Annotated in this window: 18 protein-coding genes and 1 tRNA gene; 3 read left to right on the forward strand and 16 right to left on the reverse strand. The window is 40.2% G+C overall.

The window, feature by feature from the left end:
• Positions 1 to 52: 52 nt before the first annotated feature.
• Positions 53 to 1,288, forward strand: a complete 1,236-nt coding sequence (locus FRX97_RS02955; RefSeq protein ID WP_147013231.1) for an aminoacetone oxidase family FAD-binding enzyme — start codon at positions 53 to 55, stop codon at positions 1,286 to 1,288.
• On the opposite strand, the gene FRX97_RS02960 is transcribed toward FRX97_RS02955, so the two are convergent.
• Positions 1,275 to 1,775 (reverse strand): hypothetical protein, encoded by a 501-nt coding sequence (locus FRX97_RS02960; protein WP_147013232.1) that lies wholly within the window; start codon positions 1,773 to 1,775, stop codon positions 1,275 to 1,277. The genes FRX97_RS02955 and FRX97_RS02960 overlap by 14 nt on opposite strands.
• A 117-nt stretch (positions 1,776 to 1,892) precedes the next feature.
• On the opposite strand from FRX97_RS02960, the gene typA reads away from it, so the two are divergent.
• The gene (typA, locus tag FRX97_RS02965; RefSeq protein ID WP_147013234.1) at positions 1,893 to 3,701 is read left to right on the forward strand and encodes a translational GTPase TypA; all 1,809 of its coding nucleotides are present in this window, start codon (positions 1,893 to 1,895) and stop codon (positions 3,699 to 3,701) included.
• Between the two features lie 227 nt (positions 3,702 to 3,928).
• Here typA and FRX97_RS02970 read toward each other — a convergent pair whose 3' ends face one another.
• Genes FRX97_RS02970 through mtaB form a run of 6 tightly spaced genes read right to left on the reverse strand, consistent with a single transcriptional unit; the run spans position 3,929 to position 8,777 of the window.
• Entirely contained in the window at positions 3,929 to 4,576 is a 648-nt protein-coding gene (locus tag FRX97_RS02970) for an FISUMP domain-containing protein (protein WP_147013236.1), read from the reverse strand.
• Positions 4,573 to 5,067 (reverse strand): DinB family protein, encoded by a 495-nt coding sequence (locus tag FRX97_RS02975; RefSeq protein ID WP_147013238.1) that lies wholly within the window; start codon positions 5,065 to 5,067, stop codon positions 4,573 to 4,575. Before FRX97_RS02975 ends, FRX97_RS02970 begins: the two co-directional genes overlap by 4 nt.
• Positions 5,068 to 5,126: 59 nt before the next feature.
• The gene (locus FRX97_RS02980; RefSeq protein WP_147013240.1) at positions 5,127 to 5,915 is read right to left on the reverse strand and encodes a hypothetical protein; all 789 of its coding nucleotides are present in this window, start codon (positions 5,913 to 5,915) and stop codon (positions 5,127 to 5,129) included.
• Between the two features lie 33 nt (positions 5,916 to 5,948).
• Positions 5,949 to 6,704: a hypothetical protein gene (locus tag FRX97_RS02985; protein ID WP_147013242.1), complete on the reverse strand. Its 756-nt coding sequence runs from the start codon at positions 6,702 to 6,704 to the stop codon at positions 5,949 to 5,951.
• Complete coding sequence (locus tag FRX97_RS02990; RefSeq protein WP_223266547.1) at positions 6,661 to 7,464, reverse strand: inositol monophosphatase family protein; 804 nt, start codon at positions 7,462 to 7,464, stop codon at positions 6,661 to 6,663. Before FRX97_RS02990 ends, FRX97_RS02985 begins: the two co-directional genes overlap by 44 nt.
• A 5-nt stretch (positions 7,465 to 7,469) precedes the next feature.
• On the reverse strand, positions 7,470 to 8,777 hold the full coding sequence (gene mtaB / locus FRX97_RS02995) for a tRNA (N(6)-L-threonylcarbamoyladenosine(37)-C(2))-methylthiotransferase MtaB (RefSeq protein ID WP_147013244.1): 1,308 nt from the start codon (positions 8,775 to 8,777) through the stop codon (positions 7,470 to 7,472).
• Between the two features lie 384 nt (positions 8,778 to 9,161).
• Here mtaB and FRX97_RS03000 point away from each other — a divergent pair, with 384 nt between their 5' ends.
• Positions 9,162 to 10,502 carry a TlpA family protein disulfide reductase gene (locus FRX97_RS03000; protein WP_147013246.1) on the forward strand — a complete coding sequence of 447 codons (1,341 nt, stop codon included), beginning with the start codon at positions 9,162 to 9,164 and terminating at the stop codon, positions 10,500 to 10,502.
• 3 nt (positions 10,503 to 10,505) lie between these two features.
• Here the strand turns inward: FRX97_RS03000 and FRX97_RS03005 are convergent, their stop codons facing one another.
• The 9 genes from FRX97_RS03005 to FRX97_RS03045 all read right to left on the reverse strand — a co-directional run bounded on the left by FRX97_RS03005 (position 10,506) and on the right by FRX97_RS03045 (position 22,886).
• A complete protein-coding gene (locus tag FRX97_RS03005) occupies positions 10,506 to 11,090 on the reverse strand; it encodes a YdeI/OmpD-associated family protein (protein ID WP_147013248.1) in 585 nt (194 codons plus the stop codon).
• On the reverse strand, positions 11,077 to 11,925 hold the full coding sequence (locus tag FRX97_RS03010; RefSeq protein WP_147013250.1) for a metallophosphoesterase family protein: 849 nt from the start codon (positions 11,923 to 11,925) through the stop codon (positions 11,077 to 11,079). Before FRX97_RS03010 ends, FRX97_RS03005 begins: the two co-directional genes overlap by 14 nt.
• A complete protein-coding gene (locus FRX97_RS03015; RefSeq protein WP_147013252.1) occupies positions 11,904 to 13,247 on the reverse strand; it encodes a sodium:solute symporter family transporter in 1,344 nt (447 codons plus the stop codon). The genes FRX97_RS03010 and FRX97_RS03015 overlap by 22 nt, the downstream gene beginning before the upstream one ends.
• 14 nt (positions 13,248 to 13,261) lie before the next feature.
• Entirely contained in the window at positions 13,262 to 14,701 is a 1,440-nt protein-coding gene (locus FRX97_RS03020; protein WP_147013254.1) for a SusD/RagB family nutrient-binding outer membrane lipoprotein, read from the reverse strand.
• Positions 14,702 to 14,710: 9 nt separating this feature from the next.
• Positions 14,711 to 17,929, reverse strand: a complete 3,219-nt coding sequence (locus FRX97_RS03025) for a SusC/RagA family TonB-linked outer membrane protein (RefSeq protein WP_147013256.1) — start codon at positions 17,927 to 17,929, stop codon at positions 14,711 to 14,713.
• A 64-nt stretch (positions 17,930 to 17,993) separates the two neighbouring features.
• Complete coding sequence (locus tag FRX97_RS03030) at positions 17,994 to 18,629, reverse strand: DUF2064 domain-containing protein (protein WP_170227002.1); 636 nt, start codon at positions 18,627 to 18,629, stop codon at positions 17,994 to 17,996.
• Positions 18,630 to 18,841: 212 nt separating this feature from the next.
• On the reverse strand, positions 18,842 to 19,411 hold the full coding sequence (locus FRX97_RS03035) for a DinB family protein (RefSeq protein ID WP_147013260.1): 570 nt from the start codon (positions 19,409 to 19,411) through the stop codon (positions 18,842 to 18,844).
• Between the two features lie 9 nt (positions 19,412 to 19,420).
• On the reverse strand, positions 19,421 to 22,372 hold the full coding sequence (locus FRX97_RS03040) for a DNA polymerase III subunit alpha (RefSeq protein ID WP_147013262.1): 2,952 nt from the start codon (positions 22,370 to 22,372) through the stop codon (positions 19,421 to 19,423).
• Between the two features lie 441 nt (positions 22,373 to 22,813).
• A tRNA-Pro gene (locus FRX97_RS03045) sits at positions 22,814 to 22,886 on the reverse strand.
• Between the last annotated feature and the right edge of the window lie 32 nt (positions 22,887 to 22,918).

Below are 22,918 nucleotides of genomic sequence, written 5' to 3' on the forward strand. Positions count from 1 at the left end.
CTTGTCAACAACGGGCTAAAGTATAAAGTTTTGCTTGTAATTTGGTCGCCAAATGGAGCGTGATTCTGGATTTTTATGGGATTTGGTTGTAGTGGGTGGTGGAGCTGCAGGATTTTTTTGTGCCGCAAATTTGTTGGAACAACATCCCGATGCTAGAATTCTTATTGTAGAGTCTTCTCAAAAAATCCTCAGTAAGGTTAAGATTTCTGGAGGGGGAAGATGTAATGTAACCCATGCTTGTTGGGAGCCAAAAGAATTGGTGTTGAATTATCCCCGCGGCAAAAAAGAACTTTTAGGACCTTTTCATCGCTTTGCTTGCGGCGATACCATGGAGTGGTTTTCCAATAGAGGAGTGGAATTAAAAATAGAAGAAGATGGAAGGGTGTTTCCCATCTCCGATTCCAGCCAAACCATTATCGATTGTCTTATTAAACATACCTTGGATAAAGGTATTCGCCTGAATCTTGGTTGTAAAATAACAGCGATTAAAACGTGGGAAGAGGGCTACATTTTGGAGTCAAAAACGGGAATGTTGTCCACCAAAAATGTGCTATGGGCTACTGGTGGGACAGAAAGTTCATACAAGGTACTTGCTGACCTGGGTGTACAATTAGATCCCCGATTTCCATCCTTGTTCTCCATGAACATTGCCGATGCGAAATTGAAAAAGATGTCGGGTCTGGCAGTGCCAAATGCCGAGGTCGGTATCCCTCGATTAAAGCTAAATGCTTCGGGTCCGCTTTTGATTACCCATTGGGGAATTTCAGGTCCAGCGGTATTAAAATTATCGGCATTTGGCGCCGAAAAATTGGCTGAAATTGGATATCAAACAGAAATAACCATCAATTGGGTGGGGCTATTGGTTGAAGAAATATTGGAGATGCTCGAAGACGACCAAAAGCAGTATCCAAAAATGAAATTAGCCAAGCTTAGATGCTTTCCTGTGTTACCAAAACGTTTATGGAGTTATTTAGTCTTTAAGGCAGGCTTGGATGAAGAGGCCATATTTGGGTCTTTGGCACCCAAACATCTGAAAAAATTAGCCGAAGAGTTGGGTAAATGTGAACTCCGTATGGATGGTAAAACCACCTATAAAGAGGAGTTTGTAACCGGGGGTGGCATCCATTTAAGGGAGATAAATTTTAAAACTATGGAACTTAAAAAGCTTCCAGGTTTTTATGCTTGCGGCGAAGTTTTAAATATCGATGGAGTAACGGGTGGATTCAATTTTCAGAATGCCTGGACTGGAGCCTTTATTGCCGCTGAGGCCATGGCTAACGACCTCTAAGCCTTTGTTTAAAACGGTATAAAGCCTTTTTATACTTGCTAACCCTTCTGGAATTTACAAATGCAGTAACTATGGCAAGGAGAGACCAAAAGAAATCTAGAAAATTGTAATTCTTAATGGTGTATTGAAAATAGGCTGCCAATTTGGTGAAATTAATTCCCGCTAAAGCTTTGATTGACAAATTGAACTTGGAAAATTCTGGTTGAACGAAAAGAACATCCTGCTCGTAGTATGCGAATATGATGTATTTCCCTATGAAAATACCAATAAATGAGAACGAGGTTGCCACGGTAGAATAGAGCCAGGCATTCTGTCTTTCAAAATAAAGCGAGGCTACAAATCCCGATAAAAAGCCTATCGCAATTGCGAAAAAACCTGTTTGGATGTAGGTAGAAATAGCCACCCAACCCCATATAAAACCACCAAAACACACCACGAAAATAACGGCGAGTACAAAGCGAATTTGGTGGTTAAACAATTGCAACATGTTGCAAATAAATCAATTATTAAAAAGTGAAATGTGAATTTTTGGTTAAGTCAAGGAATTCTAAAGCATTAAATCCACACAAAAGACGTACTTTTGCCGCCTCTTAAAGTTAAAGAATTGAAGTTAAAGAACATTGCCATTATTGCCCACGTAGACCACGGTAAAACTACCTTGGTGGATCGTTTAATCGAGGCAGGTCAAATTTTTCGTGATAACCAAGATCGTCAAGACCTATTACTCGACAACAACGAATTGGAGCGCGAAAGAGGAATTACCATCGTTTCTAAGAACGTTTCGGTAAGGTACAAAGACACAAAAATTAATATCATCGATACCCCTGGTCACGCCGACTTTGGTGGTGAGGTAGAGCGTGTATTGAACATGGCTGATGGTGTTCTTTTATTGGTAGATGCCTTTGAAGGGCCTATGCCACAAACGCGTTTTGTACTGCAGAAAGCACTAGAAATTGGACTTAAGCCAATTGTAGTTGTAAATAAAGTTGATAAGCCGAACTGTGAGCCAGAATTGGCATACGAAAAGGTATTTGATTTGATGTTCCACCTTGGAGCAACTGAAGATCAGTTAGATTTTAAAGTAATCTACGGTTCAGCCAAAAATGGCTGGATGGGACCTGATTACAACACTCCAACCGATTCTATTATCCCATTGTTGGATATGATCGTGGAGGAAATTCCTTCTCCAAAACTAGACGAAGGAAATACACAGCTTTTAATTACCTCTTTGGATTATAGTTCTTTCGTAGGAAGAATTGCTATCGGACGTTTACGTCGTGGTACACTTAAGGAAGGGCAGCCTATTATCCTTTCTAAAAGAGATGGAAAGCAGGTAAAATCTAGAATTAAAGAGCTTTTTGTTTTCGAAGGATTGGAAAGAGCAAAGGTTAGCGAGGTTGAAAAAGGAGATATCTGTGCCATTGTAGGTGTAGAAGGATTTGAAATTGGAGACAGTATCTGTGATGCTGAAAATCCAGAGCCACTTCCACCAACGGCAATCGACGAGCCAACTATGAGCATGCTTTTTACCATTAACGATTCTCCGTTTTTTGGTAAAGAAGGAAAGTTTGTTACCTCTAGACACGTAAAAGAGCGTTTAACCAAGGAGTTAGAAAAGAACCTGGCACTTAGAGTTCAAGAAACTGATAAGGCAGATTCTTTTATGGTATTCGGTCGTGGTGTACTTCACCTTTCGGTTTTAATTGAAACCATGCGTAGAGAAGGCTACGAATTACAAGTTGGGCAGCCACAGGTAATTATTAAAGAGGTAGACGGTGTTAAAAGTGAGCCAGTAGAAGAGCTTACTGTTGACATTCCTGAGAATGTATCGGGTAAAGCAGTAGAAGCAGTTACCTTGAGAAAAGGAGAACTTTCTTCTATGACTCCAAAAGGAGACCGTATGCTGCTTGAGTTCACCATTCCTTCTAGAGGGATTATTGGACTTAGAAATTACCTACTAACTGTTTCGGCCGGTGAGGTAATTATGGCACACCGTTTTAAAGGATTTGAGCCATACAAAGGAGAGATCCCAGGTAGACAAAATGGTTCTTTAATTTCTATGGAAACAGGAACTGCTTTGCCATACTCCCTAAACAAACTGCAAGACAGAGGTAAGTTCTTTGTCGATCCAGGTGAGGAAATATACATGGGGCAGGTTGTTGGAGAAAACTCTAAAGCAGGAGATATGGTAGTTAACCTTACCAAGGGTAAGCAGTTAAATAACATGCGTTCTTCGGGAGCGGATGAGAAAAACAGAATTGCACCTGCAATTAAATTCTCACTAGAAGAGGCTTTAGAATATATCCAGGCAGATGAGTATGTGGAATTAACCCCAAGCTCATTAAGGCTCAGAAAAATTCTTCTTCAGGAGCATGAGAGAAAAAGAGCTGCAAACCCAGCGCTAGCGAAATAAGAATAGAAAAAGAGCCAGAATCCTGGCTCTTTTTTTTTCTCAGAATCTACCTATGAAATATGACCGTGAAAAAACAATACAAATTTGTTTGTCCCTAATTACCTTTTTGTTCTCTTTTATAGCTGCATTAAAGGTGCTGGATATGAGGTGGCAGCAAAGGCTGTAATCTTTTTTTGCTAATTCAATTAAATTTAGCTATTTCAGTCTATAGGGAATCAAAAAAGTGATTATTCTTTGATGCATCTACAGAAGAGCAAAGTGGTGTTAATATCACTTTCCAATCTATTGACCCCATTTTTAGGAGCTGCAAAGAAACGCACCCAAGCTATTCCAGATTCTACAGATCCGGAACTTGTCCAATAACCCGCTGTATATCCAAATTCTGGTGGAGAATCATCTATAATGTGACCAGCCGGGTGCACATTGAAACCATATTTATCTATTCCGTTTCCGTCCAATTTCCAATTATGTAGAGATTTTAGTAGGTAGCCATGTTTTCCTCGCCAGGTTGATCCTGGAAATACATTTAAGTTGTCTGAAATTAAAGTTTCCAGAATTGTCCAATCCCTATCGCTTGCAAGGGCCCAACCCTTGGGGCATGCTAAAAGAGCTTCATTCCAATGGTAAAGCCTACCATAATTTCTATTATCGGGACCATCAACTTGGACCGAGCCTTCAGTTTTAAAAGCTAGGTTTTCGGCCATCCACCACTGGTTTCCAATTAAAACAGTTTTATATTTTTTCCCATCTCTTATATCTACAAAATGAGATGTTTTCAGGTTTGATATTTCCTGATTTTTAATCTTTTTAGGTTGGGTGCAAGAGCTAAAAAAGAGGAGGAGGTACAAAGAAAATGGTGTAGCAAGATTTTTCATTGACAGTCTAACTTCGTATTGTCCCCGTAAAAGCCCAAATCTTGGTTCTTTATTAACTTGGTAAGTAGAGCAATCTGGCCCGTGTGGTAGGAAAAATGTTCAATTACATGTACCACTATTCCAAGCCCGGTGGTATTAATTCCTTGGATTTCGAACTCCAATCCCAAATCTTTTTCGGTAACTCGGTGGCAATTTGCTGAGATATCTGATCTCAATCCTTCCAAAATCTCTATCAAGTCTTTTTTTGAATATGTTCTGCTTTCGAACTCGTCCTGTCGTTTGCGTTGAAATTTAATTTCCAGCAGGTTGAATAGCAGCCATTGTCGGCAATTTCCGTTTAAGTGGAGAATTAGATTTCCCACGGTATTACAGTTTTGGTTGGGTTTAAACCAAACTTCTTCATCAGAAAGTAAATCCAAACAGTGTAAAATCCTAGGGATGGATTCCTCACAGATTCTCAGTTGAATTTCGTTTTGTAGGAGTGATAACATAAAAAAAGGCCTTACGAATAATCGCAAGGCCTAATTTCTAATAATTATCGGTTATCTACTTAGAAAAGTACGTTAACGTTTATGTAAAATACACCCGTATTACCATTGGCATCAACCGCAGAGAATAAAAGAGGAGTATCGCCTCCAGCTGCTGTAACAGGAACAAGTAGAGGAATTAGCTCTCCATTTTCGTCCAATAAGTCGTCTACAATTGAGAAAGTAAAATCGGCGCTGCCTGGAAGTTCTTTTTCGAAAGAGAAGATGTTGTGATCTCTTCCGATAAACTCAATCTTAATACGCTCCAGGTCGGTATTTGAATTAACCACTGCATCAACCTCAATTTCATTTCCTCTGTTAACATTAATGGTAATGGTTCCAGGTTGGAAATCAGGATTCACACTATTTACATTCCAAAAAGGTCTTGAGTTTCTTGCGGTGTCTTGATAAATAACATTCACCACGCGGCTAATTCCCTGGTTACCGTTTTTATCGAATACATCGAATACAAAGCGGTAGGTACCATTAGCTGCACCTGCAGCATTAACGCTTGCACTACCTGTTCCATTAGATCCCTCTAGTGAAAAATTGTTTTCGTAAGCCAAATCGAAATTGGTTCTGGTAATGTTTTTCTCATTCTTCAATCCCTTTACCGATCTTACAAAAACGCGGTTTAAATCGCCATTATCTACTGCGCTAAAATCCACTCTAAATTCATCGCCCAATCTAACATATGCGATGTTACCAGTTCCGTTTACGGTGGCAGATTCAAATCGTGGGCGGATTCCATCGTGCTTTTCGCATGCTACTAGGGTAGCTATTAATAGGGTAAGGGCAAGAATTCTTTTCATGTTTCTCTCAAATATTGCGGACGAAAATAAACATTATCTAATTACGGCGGGGTGCAAATAAATGCGACTTATTCCCTTAGTATTGAAGAGGCAAATGGCTATATCACCCTCTCCAGCCGTGTTATTTGTAAAAATATACCCCAATGCATCGAGGCGGGTACGTGTTACCAAGCTGTCTGGGGTTGACGTTCCCATGAAAACTGGAGCAGCTTGGTCGAAGTTGTTTCTAAGATGTAAAACGCTGTACCTGCTTACGGTGTCGGGGTCCATGAGGTAATACTTTTTTAGAATGATAGAATCTCTAAGGGTTAACTCCCAATTGGGTTGTGCGTGTTGGTAACCAACGGGTTCTAAAATGGAATCGGAAAGTGAAAGCCCTTCGGGATTATATAAAAACAGATGTTCTTTGGAACTTACATTTCCCGAGAGATCACCTACCGAAAGTTTAAGCAGATAAAATCCAAAAGGGGCTCCCTCTAAAGCTGTTCTACTTAGTTTTATCTCATTATTTACTTTATCACTGAAGGCATAGGAAAAAACCTCCTTGTTTTCCGCCCCATTGGTGGGGTCGTAATATGTGATTTTAAGTAGGTAGGGGAGTTCACTGTCCACAGCATCACTAGCGAGCCAATTGGTGGGGATTTGCGTGATCGTTTCTACTATGGAGTAGCTCTTTTCCCTTTCCCAGGATATAATTGGAGCGGTAATATCCTCTTGTTCCTTTTTGCAGGAAATACAGAGAATACTACTTAGACTTAAAACCGCTATGAATAAAGCTTTGAAGTTCATTGTGAATAGTACCGTTCGAAGCTATGATTTCTTCTCCAAATAAAAAGTCATTTCCGCCTTTAAAATCCGAAATTTTTCCACCAGCTTCTTTAACAATGATGATTCCAGCCGCAACGTCCCAGGGATTTAGGCCATACTCATAAAACGCATCAAATCTACCACAGGCAACATAGGCAAGATCTATAGCCGCCGATCCCAATCTTCTCAAACCTCTTGAATTGTGCATCAGTTTATTGAGGATTTCCATGTACTGTTTTTCTCGCTCAAAATCGTCATAAGGAAAACCAGTGGCAAAAAGGGAGTGCTCCATTTTTTCCGCCTTGGAAACCTGAATGGGTCTATTGTTAAGGTAGGCGCCTCCGCCTTTATAAGCGGAAAATAACTCTTTATTTATGGGGTTGTAGATCACCCCTAAAATTATTTCACTTTTAAAGGCTAAAGCTATGCTTATGCAATACAAAGGCAGGCCGTGAACGAAGTTGGTAGTGCCATCAATTGGGTCTATAATCCATTGATAATCTGCACTTTGTTTCGCAACACTTTCTTCCTCGGCAATAAACCCTGCTTCGGGTAAAAGTTTGCCTAATTGTGAAACCAAGCGCTCCTCGGTTTTTTTATCCACCTCCGTTACCAGGTTGTTGAAGGACTTGCTTTCAATGAGAAAATCTCTGTTTATTGCGGCGTCCTCTATGAGTTCTCCCGCTTTTTGGGCAACAAATTCAACCTTTCCTAAAAGGGTGTGTAAAGCCTGTATTTTCAATGTAGTTATGCTTTTTCGGTTACAACGGGAATGGCATTTACATTGCCATTGCTGTCTATTGATTCTAGCGCGATAAATTCGCAGCTATTTGCTTTATCGGGTTGATATGCCGCACTTACTCTTACGTAATTATCGGTATAGCCCTGCATAAATCCATCGTGGTTATCCTTTTCCCAGAGTACGGTACGGGTGGCACCTAACTGAGTATCGTAGAATGCTCTTTTAAGCTTGTCCGATAGGATATTTAACTGTCTGGTACGCTCGTATCGAATGTTTTTAGGTACAATACCATCCTTTCGCAATGCAGTAGTGTTCGCTCTTTCGGAGTAGGTAAATACGTGAAGATAGGATACGTCTAAATCCTTAAGATAATTTACCGTTACGTTAAAATGCTCTTCGGTTTCTCCAGGGAAACCAACTATAACATCTACACCAATACAAGCGTGGGGCATTAACTCCTTAATTCGCTTTATTCTATTCGTATAAAGTGAGGTGTCATACCTTCTGCGCATGGCTGCCAACAGCTCGTCATTTCCCGATTGTAGAGGGATATGAAAGTGAGGCATAAACTTTTTACTGCGCGCTACGAAGGCTATAATTTGGTCTGAAAGTAGGTTGGGTTCTATGCTTGAGATTCGGTAGCGTTCAATACCGGGAAGCTCGTCGAGCTGCATGATAAGTTCTAAAAAAGACTCTTGCGTACCCGCTCCAAAGTCGCCAATGTTAACTCCTGTAAGTACAATCTCCTTTGCACCTTGGTCTATTGCTTCTTTGGCCGATTTTAAGGTAGTGGCTATATCTGCCGATCTGCTTCTACCTCGCGCTAGGGGAATGGTGCAAAAGGAACAGAAGTAATCGCATCCATCTTGCACTTTTAAAAAGGTTCTGGTTCTATCGCCCGCACTGAATCCGGGAATAAACTCTTTGGTTTCTTTTATAGCTTCCCTGGCGATAATTGCCTGTTCTTCTTTGCGGTGAACGTATTCTAAAGCATTAAACTTTTCGTTGGCTCCTAAAACAACATCCACTCCAGGAATGCTGGCTATTTCATTGGGTTTAAGCTGGGCGTAACAACCAATTACAATAACGGTTGCATCGGGATTCAGTTTATTGGCTTTTCTAACAATATTGCGGCATTTTTTATCCGCATTTTCAGTTACCGAGCAGGTATTAATTATATATACATCAGCCGATTCAGAAAAACTCACTTTGGCGTAACCCGCTTCGGTAAATTGTCTGCCTATGGTGGATGTCTCCGCGAAATTCAGTTTACATCCCAATGTGTAAAAAGCTACCCTGTTCTGTTGCCCCATGAGGCTGCAAAGATAAGGATTGTTTTATCGCTTTGCCTAAGGTTCTTACATGTGGTAAAACAGAACAAATTATTAGGTTTCATCAATACAATTAACCACGGGGATTAATTAAAGTGAAGGACACTTTGTATTTATTTCTACAAATGCTATATTAGGATATGAAACGACGCGAGAACTGTTCAAGCAGTCGTATTAAAAGACTTTTAGTCTGGTCGATAGAGAGCCAGACATCTGGTAGGATAGAGGAAGGGAGCTTAGGCTCCCTTCCTTGTTTTTAGGTGAAATATTAAACTCTTGGAATACCTTTTTTTTGGAATTAAAACTTTTAACAAGGTGTAGAACTAATTGTCCTTTAATTTGCCTTGATCACCTGTAATTTAATTAATGATAAGGCATCTCTATCTATTTTCTGTTAGTTTTTTGTTTTGTAGCTCCCTGTTTTGCCAGTATGAGTTTGTTGTTATTAATACTGATAAAAATCCAGTAGTAGAGGCAATTGCTATATATCAGTCCTCAGATTTGGGTGAAGATTTATTTACAATAAAAATTGACTCCAAAGAAGACTTCTATTTCTTAAGGGATCAAAGTAGTTTGGCGCTGATTAAGTTTACCTATAAACAGGATAATAGGTGGGAACGGGACGGCTATTATTGGTACAACGAAAGGGATTCTTTAAAACCAAATGAACTGATTCTGAACACAGGTAAATTATTTTACTCTCCAGCCATATTGCAATCAAACTTTTCAAATGGGATTGCGGCGGCTGTATGGAAAATCGAGGAGCATCTAAAGGAAAATGGTTTAGCCATACCGGTTTTGTTTTCCAATACTAAGCTAGAGCTTATATCTGTTAAAGATGTAAGACTTAAGGCTTCCAATCGCAAAATCAATCGCATATTTTCGGAGTTGATAAGCATGCACTCAGGGAATCAGGATGTCTTGGACTATATTCTATTTCGTAAAAATTTATGTCTACTTCAAAAAGGTGCCATGGTATCAAGTGATTCCTTACAACCCATTTATAGATTTCTTTTTCATTTAGCGAAAGCTAGATTAAAACTAGTTGAACAGTTGGCAGTAATGGATCCACAAAGTATCAGGGATACAATTGCCTTTTACCTCGACCATAAATCAGCGTACGATAGATTGGCATTATTGGAATACGCAGAATCAAATTACCTTATTTCAGGTAGGCAAGAGGATTATTATAACCTTTTGGGTAGTATAATCCAAAAGGAGCATGACAAATCTGTTACCAGGTATATAAAGGTTCTACAAGATTCTTTTGAAGAGAGAAATTTGGTTAAGGGAGATCAAAGGTTACCATCGCTGGAAAATCTACGCTCTTTGGAAATCGTTGATCTGAATAAACCTTCTGGGAAGTTTCGATTATTAGACTTTTGGGCAACTTGGTGCAAGCCCTGCATTAATTCATTTCCTCATTTAATAGAACTTCACAATGAATTTGAAAATTTAGAAGTAATAGGAGTAAATGTCGAAATGGATGCTGAAAATCCTTTGAAATTCTTGGATAAGAACCCTGAATTAGATTGGTTGCAGTTAATAGATTATGGTAATCAAAAGTTTAAACAGAATTTTAAAATTATTGGTTACCCTTGGTATATTCTGATCGATCCAGATGGTCATGTTGTAAATACTAACCTTCCGCATAATAAAGAAGACCTAAGGAATTACTTGGGTGAGGTTTTATTATCCAAGGAATAACCATTACCTCCTGTACTTATCATGCAAGCCCTTACCTTCCAAAATCATGGGTATGGCCTTTTCCAGTCTCGAAATTTTGGTTTTTTCCTGTTTAGCCGAATCGATATGCTCGCAATATTCTCTTTGCTTAAAGGGCGTTAGCTGCTTAAACTTTTTGCTTAATTCCGCATTTTCATCCAGCTTGGCCTGTAGCAGTTCTGGAATCACAGTTTTCTTGCTTCTTTCTGGTTTAGGGGCTAGGTCTACTTTTTCGGCAGCCTCTATTAAATAAGGCTTTATTTTTTCGGGTTCCACTTGATCTCCCTCAAAAAATTTCCAATGGCGCATATGTTTGGTGCCCTCTTGGGCTTGCTCCAAAATGTTTAATGAATCGGCTAGAATAGCTCCATAGAAGAACCAGAGTCCGCAAAAGCCTTTAAATGCGCCCAATCCGACAACATTTTTGTTATCCACGCAGTACACCGGAATTCCCCATTTCATTTTTTCCTCCATACCAGTAGAATTAAGTACAGTTCTCAACTGTTCTAATTGATCCTTCCACTGAGGGTGTGCTTCTATATATTCTTCGGGGCTGCTATACCTTTTCATGAATTTCTGGATTGAATGCTAACTTTTTTCCTTGCAGTTCGGTTTCTGCGGGAGGCAAAATATCACAATTATCCCAAATTCCTGTTTCCAGAGTTTTTGCGTAAGCTTCTGGTAATTTTTCTTTGCGCATTTTTTCAGCGGCTAAGACGTTGTCGTATTTCAGTTGGTGAAACTGAACACTTAGGTCTTTGTAGGTTGTTTCAAGAACACAGCACCAGGTTTTGGTAGTACCATCATTTGCAGGCATACCAATTACTCCTGCGTTAATCCAGGCTTTGTTATCATTAAAATCATAAAAGGGAATACCGCCATGTCCCGATAAAATACAATCCGCCTCTAAAGCCTCAAAGTTTCGTGCTTTCGCGGTCCATGGGGTAGATTTGAATATGAATTCTGAGGTATTAAAGTAGGAGCCGTGCACCACTGCATAGTTTATTCCACCAAACTCAAATTTCAGGAATTCGGGGAGTTGCCCAATAAATTCTAACTCGTTTTCACCAATTCTTTCCTTTGCAAAAGGGTACCATTGTTTTGAGAATACATCACATCGGGAGTTTTCATCAAAATCGCAGCCGCAGTCGTCCTCATTGTTCTTTAATTGGAGTTCCACATTCCCAGCGATACTGTGTATTCCCCATTTGGCAACCGTTTCCAAGGATTCTTTAGGGTTGGCACAATAGCCTACAATGTCACCGGTACAAATTATTTCATTGGGGCTAAAACCATTAAAAGCGGCAAATTCTTGTAGGGCATTTAAAGCTTCTAAATTACTGTATACACCTCCAAAAACAAGAAGTCGATTTCCAGGAATTTTTATCGATTTGATTTTTTCCATAAAACGGGCAAAAGGTATCCAGAAAAAGTTAAAAATGTTCCTAAAATATTGGCGAAAAGTAGGTCTGCGTAGGGTCCATTTAATCCTGCCCAAGATCCTTTAATTACTCCAAAAGCCAATAACATTCCGACCAAAACTCCGGCTCCAACACTTAAATGAAAAGACAACTTGGGAGCATGCATTTTCTTTAGTAAAAACACGGGAGCAAGTCCTAGAACCATGGTTCCGCTTATGGTGGTTGCGGATAAGATGGTTGGGGAAAATAGAATAGGAACGGTTCCCGCAATACCTAGTATTAGCATGCTAATGCGTCCGGATTTTACAGAGAAATTTCCGAGTTTCAGATCCTGAATAGCCAATTTTGAAAAGGAGGAAAAGGTAGAATCCAAAGTACTGGCTGCGGAGGTTACCATAATTACATTCATCACCAGCATAAGACCGGGTCCAAAGTATTTTGCCACACTAACGGCTGCAGGATTTTCTAAACCGGTGAGCTTTGCATGAACGCCCACCAGGGAAAATAGAGATATGCAAATGATTCCAATAAAAGTGGCTAAGAAATACGACTTAAGGGTTACTTTTTCGTCGCTAACAAAACCACGATCCGTCATAACTGGATCGTGAAAAGGGTAGGAGAATATCTGAATAAAAACGACCCCTAACAGGTTTAGTCCATTGCTCCAGTGCCATGTACCCGTGGTGAAAAGCTTACTGGGGTTTTCGTAAACGGGAAATATCTTAAAGAGGATGATAGCCAAAAGAACAGCAAATAGTGCCAATTGAATAACATCCGTAAGTAGGGAGCTTTTTAATCCTCCTTTGATGGTGTATGCTAGGGTTAGGGCAGTAAAAACCAGAATAGAGGCATAATAGCCAGTGCTTCCCTGATCTCCAAAGTAAGATCCTATCACCATGGTGTTGCTCCAAACCTCATTAAAGAGGCGGAAACAGATTAAAATGGAGAAAAATACAAGGGCGGAACGTCCGAATTTCGTTTTTAAAAAATGGTGGATGGAGCTGTACCCAAGTTTCCTAAGTTGATAAATTATCCATCCACAAACGATAAAACTAAGGTAGTAGGCAGCATAAAAGAACCCTCCGGGAAAACCGTAACTATTCCCCAAATCGGCTGCGTTGGTTATGCTTTTGGCAAATATCCAACTGATAACCAAACTTGCCGTTAGGGTGTAAAGGGAGGGGGTATTATTTTTAATACCCCTCGCTTTAAAGAATTGGTCTGTGGTCTTAGACCAAGGTGAAATAAAAAATAGCACCAAACTTGATGCTATTATTAAGATCCATTGCCAGGAAATTAAGTCCATACGGCAAATATCAATTATTCATCCCACCAAACAGGTGCATTAACACTATTTCCATCGGTGTTGGCTGCAGCTTGTTGGTAGTTAAATGCATTGAGAGCCTCTTCATCCGTAGGGTAAGGCATACGAACAGGAATGAGGTTGTTATTTAAACTTGCCTCAATGGTTTTAAGAGCAGGAAATCCTGTTCTACGCCATTCTATCCATGCCTCGTAACCATTAATAATTTGAGCAATCCATTTTTGAGTAATGATTTGTTCTATGGTGTTTGCCCCATTTGCTCCATAGGCCGCATTTCCTGTGGTTAGGTAATCTGTAGGCATAGTGGTGTTCCAATAATCAAATGCTTGTTGCACCGCTTTATCGTAAAAAGATTTAGCGCTTCCGGTAACATATCCTCTTTCTATGGCTTCGGCAATAAGGAAGTTGGTTTCCCATGCCGTTAGGTAATTTGCTTCCAGAACTCCAGCATTTTCTCTGAAAATGGTACCGGTTAGGGAAACGGAATCCAAAGAAATAGAGTTAGATGCATTTCTTCCATTTAAAATTCCTCTGTACAGGCTCGATGTGTCGTTTTCGGTTCTGTAAAAGGTTGCAATTCTAGGGTCGCCTAGGTCATTAAGAATTTCTTCTGATGTAAGCGACAAGGTGTAAAGGTTGAAATCTCCATCTCTTAGGTTAGCCATTCTAAAATTATTAGGCTTTCCATCGGTGAAATCTACCACGGCGTTGTCTGCATTTTCGGCAATGTAATTTCCAGCGTTTACCAGAGTAGTTAATTCGGTAGATACATCCATTTTAGAACTTATGCGCATTAGCGCTTTAATTCGAAGGGAGTTAGCGAATTTGGCCCACTGACTTAGGTCTCCATTAAAAATAATGTCTCCAGCTAAGCTATTGCCACCCGTATAATTTTCAAAAAAGGTGGATGCTTTTCTCAGGTTATCTAAAATTCCACCCTCTGCCATGTAAATATTTTCCTGGCTACTGTATTTAGGGTTAATTATTCCTTCTTTGGCTCTAAAAGCTTCGAAATAAGGAGCGTCGCCATAAATATCGGTAAGGGCCATAGCAAAGTAGGCCTTAAGCACCAATGCAGGTCCCTCGTAGACATCGTAAACACTGGTTTCCTGAGATTTTGCTAAAAGAATCTCGTTGTCCCTTAAGTTGGTATATATAAATGGCCAGGGGTTTCCTCCTAATTGTGGTTCACTTAGACTGTGTCGGTCAAAAAGGTTAAAATCTACCATGGCAAAGTGTTGGCTTAGTAGATTTCCTGCAACGAATCCTTCGTAACTCATTTCCTCTGCAAAATCGTATGATACTTGTCTTAACAGGAATTCTGGTTCAACGGAAACCGGAGCGTTTTGGTTGGTATTTATATCCTCGAAATCCTTAGTACAGCCAACAAATGCAAGCGCTGAAAAAAGGATATTTATGTATAGTAATTTTCTCATGATAATAGCTTAGAAGTTAAACCCAATTTTAAATCCAATACTGCGGGTAGAAGCGTAGGACATATCCTCTACACCACTCACGAACTGGTTTCCTTGTACCGCAATTTGTTCAGGATCGAAGTGTGGAATCTCACTAAATGCAAATAGGTTTCTTCCTACCAATGAAATTCTAATGTTTTTAAAATTGTGAAGGAAGGTTCCATCTATAATTTCAGGTCTAAAGGTGTAACCAATAGAAAGTTCTCTGATTTTAAGATAAGATGCATTGTAGGTATTGTTCTCCTCGTGGTTTCTATCGTAGTATTGGCGGTAGTAATCCTCCGCATCAACGGGAGTTGAGTTGGGCGTCCAAACTGGATTCTCTGCGGTACCGGTATTCTGAACACCTTCTGCAACTATACCACCTTCGGGGCGATTTTCAGTTTCCTCTAATTGACCCGCCACACCGGCTAGGGCTTGAGTTCTAGATACTAAAACTCCACCATGTCTCCAGTCCATTAATAGGTTTAAAGAAAACTGCTTGTATTTAAATTGGTTATTGAATCCAATTATAAAGTCTGGGTTTGCGTTTCCTAGTTTTTTAAGGCGGTTATCTACAATATATTTTCCGTTTTCATCGATAACGAAATCGCCATTTTCATTTTTTAAATAACCTGTACCATACATATCGCCAATGCGACCACCTTTTTCTACAATAAAGAATACAGATTGGTTTACGTTATCGTATACTCTAGAGTAAGCAAGGGTAAGTTGATCAACACCATTAGGTAATTCCTCTACAATATTTCTGTAACGGCTGTAGTTAATCTGGCTACTCCATTGGAAATCACCTTTTCTCATGGCATTAACTCCTGCCATTATTTCCCATCCTGTGCTGTTTACTCTACCACCGTTTATAACCTGCTGTGTGTATCCGCTTGAAACAGGAACTGGCAAGGAAATAATTTGGTTTTCGGTAGTTGCATTAAAGTAGGTGAAATCCAAATAGAACAGGTTGTTGTAAAACCTCACTTCACCACCCAACTCAATGCTGTTGGTTTTTTCAGGAAGTAGGTTGCTGTTTGGAATAATGTTTTGATCCGAGAAAGTAGTTTCTCCTTTGTATGGAGTTTGTGCAAGGAATACACCTTGAGTTTGATATGGATCTGTATCGTTTCCAACCTGTGCAATACTTGCACGTAATCGGGCAAAGCTTATTTGCTCTGGCAATTCAATTACGTTGGAAAGGATGAAAGATGAAGAAATAGAAGGGTAGAAGAAAGATACGTTATCCGTTCCCGTTATGGTTGCTAGGGAACTAGACCAATCGTTTCTTCCGGTAATGTCTACAAACAAGTAATCTTTGTAACCCAATTTCGCGATTCCGTATATGGAATTAATTCTTTTTCTAGCTCCAAACTCAAAAACATCTAAAGGAACGGCGGCATTGGAGAAATTGAAAATACCAGGTTGAGCTAACTCAATAGATTGAATTTGATTAGTGGTCGCTTCCTGATCCATGCGGTTGGCGCCAACTAGAGCGTCTAGCGTGAAATCTCCAAAAATGCGCTTGTAATTTAAACCAATGTTACTATTCACCTCGCGGTAGAAAACATCGTGTTCTGCATATCCACCATTCTTAAAACGATTGGTACTAAATGCCCTTCTAAAGGTTCTCAGCTCGTTAGATAAATCCATACCACTGCTCACTTGGAGCTCTAGATTATCCAGAATTTTATAGCTCGCGTTAACATTCCCGAAAACGCGGTCTCTGTTAAAGGCATTTCTGTTTTCAAGAAGAATGAAATAAGGGTTGTCGAAGAAGGTGTAGTTAAATGAATACTGTTGGATATTTTCCAATCCTGGTTGCCAGTAATCTTTCATGGGCGCAATATCTAGGGATCTTGGTCCCCATGCTACCAATGAATAATTAACGTTTTCAGAACCATATCCACTCGAAGGCCTATTGTCGCTATTTGAATTGATGTAGCTAATTGCAGTACCTACTTTTAAGCGTTCGGTTGGATTAAAATTTAGGTTGGCACTGATGGTTTTACGCTTAAGATTTACTCCTGGGATAATGCTTTTGCTGTACAAGTCGGTGTACGACAATCTTGCACTTCCGTTTTTGGAGCTGGTTGAAATAGCAACGTTGTTGGTAGTTGTTACTCCAGTTTCATAGAAGTTTTTCAGATTATCTGGGTGCGATTTGAACTCGGTTGGAGTTATGGGAGCTCCTTTATGTACAGCAACGTCTCCACCTCTAACAACGGTACCATCAGGTAGGGTAACAGGTGAGTCGTACTGAGAGATAAGGGTTCCTTGGTCTAACCTTGGACCGTAACTGTAGCTGATATTGTCGTTTACACCAAATCTACCATCAACAAATTCAAACTGCCCTGAATTTCCTTGTCCGTATGTATTTTGAAACTTTGGAAGCTGAAATGGCCTTTCGAAGAAGGTGCTATTGGAGTAACTAACCCCGATACCGTCGGATTTGCTTCCATCTTTAGTCTCGATAACAATTACCCCGTTAGAAGCCCTGGTTCCATAAAGCGCTGCGGCACTTGGTCCTTTTAATACAGAAACCGACTCTATGTCGTCTGGGTTAATTTCCATGGCACCATTTCCAAAATCAACTTCTTGAAAACCAGCAGCGGCATCGTTGGTGTAGTTAATGATGGAGTTGTTGTTCACCGGGATTCCATCCACAATAAAAAGCGGATTGTTATTGGTGAAACTTTGCTCTCCTCGTATGCTAATTTTGGAACTTGATCCAACACCTGTAGCTCCCTGAGTAACCGTTACACCGGCTATCTTTCCACTTAAGTTATCTAAGAAATTAGGCGCTTTTACTTCGGTGATGTCCTTGCTTTCTAATTCCTGAACGGCATATCCCAGTGATTTTTTAGATCGTTTAGTTCCAAGCGCAGTTACCACTACCTCATTCAAATTAACCTGGTCGGGCTCTAAGGAAATGTCGTAAGCCTTTTTCTCTGTAATCTCCACCGCTTGAGGTTCGTAACCTACATAGGTGAATATTAAGGTGGTTGGTAGTTTTGCAACGGTTAAGGTATAGGATCCGTTTTCGTTGGTGGTTGTACCATTAGAAATTCCTTTTTCAACGATAGTTACACCAGGAATTTTGTAATTAAGTTCGGAATCTTTTACAATTCCGGAAATGGCGACTTGTGCATTTACTCCAAACGTAAGCAATGCAAAACACCATAGAAGATACCACTTCTGCATGATGGTTTTGGGTTTAGTTAAATTTTAATGTAAGGGTGGGATGGATGGTAGTGAATCAATGGAACTACTGAGGTGGAGCCCTAAGTAATTCATTTACTGTTTTACTTTCTGAGGCTTTAGAAACTCCAGTATTTGGAGAAGCAAATTTTTCTTTGAAAAGTAGCGCCTTAATTACAAGGCCTAAAAGTTTATTCTGAGGATTTAACAGCCAAGCCTCAAGCGTTTCTTTCGCATCGATATCGGGGCTACCTGCGAGTAAATACAGGTTTTGAAATTTAGCTCTACAGGTATCTACAAATTCATTGAGCAGCTGTTCTGTTTGCCACGGCAGCGATTGAAATTCTTCGAAGTTGAAGTGTTCCTTGTGGATACCAAAAATATTAACTCCACCGTCTTCACTTGGTTCGATAACCCAATCGTTGTCCGCTAATTTGTCGGCAACAAATTTTATGGTGTTGTGGTGTAAGTTTGGATTGTCAACACCTAACAATATTACCTTTTCGTATCCTTCTGAAAAAGTACTTTGTACGGCGTTGGCAATCTTTTCACCGAAACTGGTACCTTCTTGTAAGGTATATTGGATGAGGTCTAATCCACTGCGTTCTACAGCCTTGGTGGTGTGATTTTTAAACGCACTCCAAATCTTCCTATTAAGGGTTACGTTTTGGTCTCCGTAAAGGGGTTTTGCAACTGCCTCCAAATGGGTTGGGCGAGAGAACAAAAGAACTGCGGTCTTTTGCCTATCGGTTGATTCGCTTATGTTTTCGCTCGGTGTAATAACGTAACTTTTTAATCAGCTCGAATATCTCTACGCAATTGCCTAGGATTTGGTTCGCTAAACTAGAATTATTTCTTCCTGATTGGATAAATAAATAGAGAAAGTTTAGCTGTAAATGTGTGATTCTTAAAAGTTTACTGCTGTGCGACCAGCTCTAAATTTTCTGCAATATTTTTTGCTTGGCTTAAGTGTCGGGTGTTGTGGAAGATTACCACACGATACACATCGCCAAGTCGTAGTTTTACAAATTGGCTAAGGCTGAGCGGACATTTAATTTTATCGAGTGGGATATTTTTACTGCGTTCCAGTAGTTTAATAAGTTGGTTTTGATGGGCAATAAACCCATTTATAATCTTGGGGTAGAGTTTGGAGTAAATAGGGTCTTTATCGCGTGGGGAACGCATGGGGCGGCTTTCTCCCGGCAGCATAGATTTGGCAAATTTATTCCCCCAATATCCAGGCTTAAAAAGACCATTTCCTTTTTTGTTTTCGTTTTTCTCTACTAAGGCGTGGAATTCTGGGTGGTAGAACTCTGCATAGAGATTTAAATGTTCTATACACTCTAAAATACTCCAGGTTTCCGGTCGACTTCTGTAATTCAGCGCTTCTTCTGGAAGTTCGAGTAGACTTTCTGCCACTGCAATGTGGTTTTGTGTTTGCTTAATGAGTTCTTCGATGAGGAAATTTTGGTCTATCGTTTTCATAGGGTAGGGTTATGCTTGGTCGTCTAAGTTTTGCACTTCTAATAATTCTTGTTTTGCAACTTCAATGGTTATGAAATCGTATTCTTCAACCACTTTGCCTGAAATGCGATAGTGTCCTTTTCCTCGAAAGGGATATGCAGATGCGGCAGGTGGAAAATGAACGGTATCTATCCATTGTCCTTGTCTATCTAGCCAAGTTCCAAAATGCATGATTTTACCATCACTGGTTTTGGTTCGTTTAACGTGAACTAGATATGCAACTAATGTAACATTTTTGTTTAATAGGTCGGGTAAATCGCTAGCTTTTAAATTTTCGCTTGGGGGAAATTTTAATAAATCCCATGGCGATTGTAAGGGGAAGCCGAGGAGTTCTATTTCGTCGTAAGCATCTTGTAGTTGATGATGCCATAATTGGGGTAAGGCATAGTTTTTAGTGGGAGGAGCAAAGAGTTTGGCAGTAGGTTCAGCAGCTAAACTTTCTGTACTCAACAAGGTGTGAGCTCTCCAAAGAAGTTTTTTCTTGTCGGGTTCAAATGCTCTAAACGCTCCAACCCGAATTAACAGGGTAACTTGTTCTATCCCTATTGAAAGTCGGTCGCAGAAGTCATCGAAATCGAGAAAAGCACCATTTCTATTTCTCTCTAACAGTATTTTCTCTACTATTTTAAACTCTAGTCCCTGTATCATTCCCAAACCAATAAAAATGGTGTTTAAACTCCGGATGTTGCATAGAATATCGCTTCTATTAATGCATGGAGCTTCGACTATAGCGCCAAATTTCTTGGCCTCGTGGAGGTAGAGGGAGCGAGAATAAAATCCACCACCATTGTTAATGCAAGCCACCATATACTCAGTGGGGTAATGGGCTTTTAAGTAGAGCGCCTGAAAACTCTCGACGGCATAGCTGGCCGAGTGTCCCTTGGCAAAAGCGAAACTGGCAAAGGTTTCAATCTGACTCCAAATTTCTGAAACCACCTTTTTGCTATATCCTTTTTTGAGGCAATTGGTGAAGAACTTATCCCTTACTTCGGCAAATTCGGTTCGCTTTTTAAAGTTCCAAGACATTCCTCGTCTTAATATATCTGCCTCGGCCAGGCTGAGTTCGGCAAAGCGGCTTGCAACTTTCATCACATCCTCCTGGTAAACCATTACTCCGTAAGTTTCCTCTAGGATGTTATAGAGTTCTGGAAGTTCTTTTTTAGCTTTTTCCCGACGTGCTTTATCTCGAAAACGGATGATATATTCCCGCATCATCCCACTTTTAGCAACTCCTGGTCTAATAATGGAACTAGCTGCTACCAGGCGCAAGTAGTCATCGGCTTTTAGTTTGGTGAGTAACATTCTCATGGCCGGAGACTCGACATAGAAACAACCTATGGTTTCCCCAGTTTTGAGCATTTTTTTCACTTTGTTATCCTGCCGAAACATGAGGGTGTTGTGTACATCAATTTCAACGCCATGCCTTTGTTTAACTAGCTTTACCGCGTCGTATATTTTACCTAATCCCCGCTGACTAAGTATGTCGAATTTATGGAGCCCAACGTCTTCGGCTACCTCCATATCGAATTGGGTGGTTGGAAAGTTTTTAGGTGGAACAAAAGTGCCACAGTAATAATGGATGGGTTTTTCAGCGATTAAAATTCCGCAGGCATGTACGCTTAAGTGGGAGGGGAGTCCCGCAATGTACTCGCTATATTTTATAATCCATTTGGCATAATTATCACTTTGGTTGGGGTCGGGATTTCGTTGAATCTTTTCAATTTCGTCGCCAGGTAAACCAAACACTTTCCCCAATTCTCTAAAAACCGATTTATGCTTAAAGGTTATATACGAACCTAAGAGCACTGTGTGGTCGTATCCGTATTTATTAAAAAGATAATGGGTGATGTCGTCTCGATCTGTCCACGAAAAATCAATGTCGAAATCGGGAGGAGAGGCGCGGTAGGGGTTGATAAAACGCTCGAAATATAAGTCGAGCTCTATGGGTTCTACATCTGTTATACGCAGCAAATAAGCCGCCAAACTATTGGCACCACTTCCTCTTCCCACATAGGGATAACCTTTGTGTAAGGCGTATTGCACCAAATCCCAGTTGATTAAAAAATAAGCGGCAAACTCTTTTTGTTGCAATACATCTAGCTCATGTCTTAACCGTTCTACTGCATGTCTTGGTCTTCCTCCAAACCGGTAGTCCATCCCTTTCCAGCACTCGCGTTCCAACAATTCGAAATCGGCTTGGGGACTACCCGTAAAAGTTTTCTTGTTTTGGTTAACCCCAAATTCAAACTGTACCTGACAGTTGTCTAGGAGCTTTTCGGTATTGTAAATCAGCTCGGGGTGATTGATAAAGCTGGATCTCAGTTCGTGATAAGGGGGGAGGTTTTCGCTCGGCTTAGCTTGATGGTCAGGGGGTAATTTGCTCAGCAATACGTTGTCGTGTATCGCTCTTAGTAAACGGTGTGTGTTGAACTCCCTTTTATTGCTAAAGGACACTTCTTGATGAACAACAAGCTTGCTGGGTTTTAATCGCAAGGGGCTAAACTTTAGTTTCCCCAATTCGTGATGCCCTACTCCAATAAACTCCCAATCCTTTAGTAGGCTATCTTGCATTTTATTAAAGGGGTAAACAATGTAGCAGTGCTCAAAGTCTGGAGCGCGATCTGGGAAGGGGGCTTTGCTTTTTAATACTGCACTTAGGTAGCGATTGAGCTCCATAAAGCCCAGGTTGTTTTTGGCTATGCCTATAAATTGCTGTTTTACCCCATTTCTGAAATCAATCCCAATTCGTAAGCGTATTCCAAAATCTTTGGCGATGCGTAAACTCTCCAGGCAGGCCGATGTATTGTTAATATCGGTAAGGCAAAGATCACTATGCCCCAGTTTTGAAGCTTTTTCGAGAAGAGCGTGTGGACTTAAAGTCCCGTATCCCAAACTATAATAGGAATGGCAATTTAACAGCATTGACTAGATTATAGACATTTATCTGTTTATAATATAGTCATAAAAATGTCATTACAAGTTAAAATTGATTGTTGGTGAAAAAAATATTTTCAAAGCGCGGGCTATGAACGATCTATAACCGATAAAGCCATAAAAGTATAGCCACGTACAAGTATTCTTTAACCATGAGGGAGATAACTAGCGAAAACGCAACAATAACTTAAAGTAAACCGTAACTCCCAGCGTTGCTCCCTCAAACCTCGATAGCCTCTGCGAAAAATCGTGGAGGTTTTTTGTTTTCCGGGTTAAGGGTTAAGAGGCAAGAGTCTTGAGTGGAAGGTTAGAAGTGAGAAGAATAAGAGTAAATGAACCTCCACGCGCTTGGCATGGCCTCCAGACGTGTAAAGGTGAATAAAAAAAGGGACTCAAAGCTAAAAACTCTGAATCCCTTGTAAATCTTAGTCGGGATGACAGGACTTGAACCTGCGGCCTCACGCCCCCCAGACGTGTACTCTACCAGCTGAGCTACATCCCGATTGGGTGGCCGCAAAACTAATCGTTTTCTTT

It is taken from the genome of Luteibaculum oceani (assembly GCF_007995015.1).
Lineage (GTDB): Bacteria > Bacteroidota > Bacteroidia > Flavobacteriales_D > Luteibaculaceae > Luteibaculum > Luteibaculum oceani.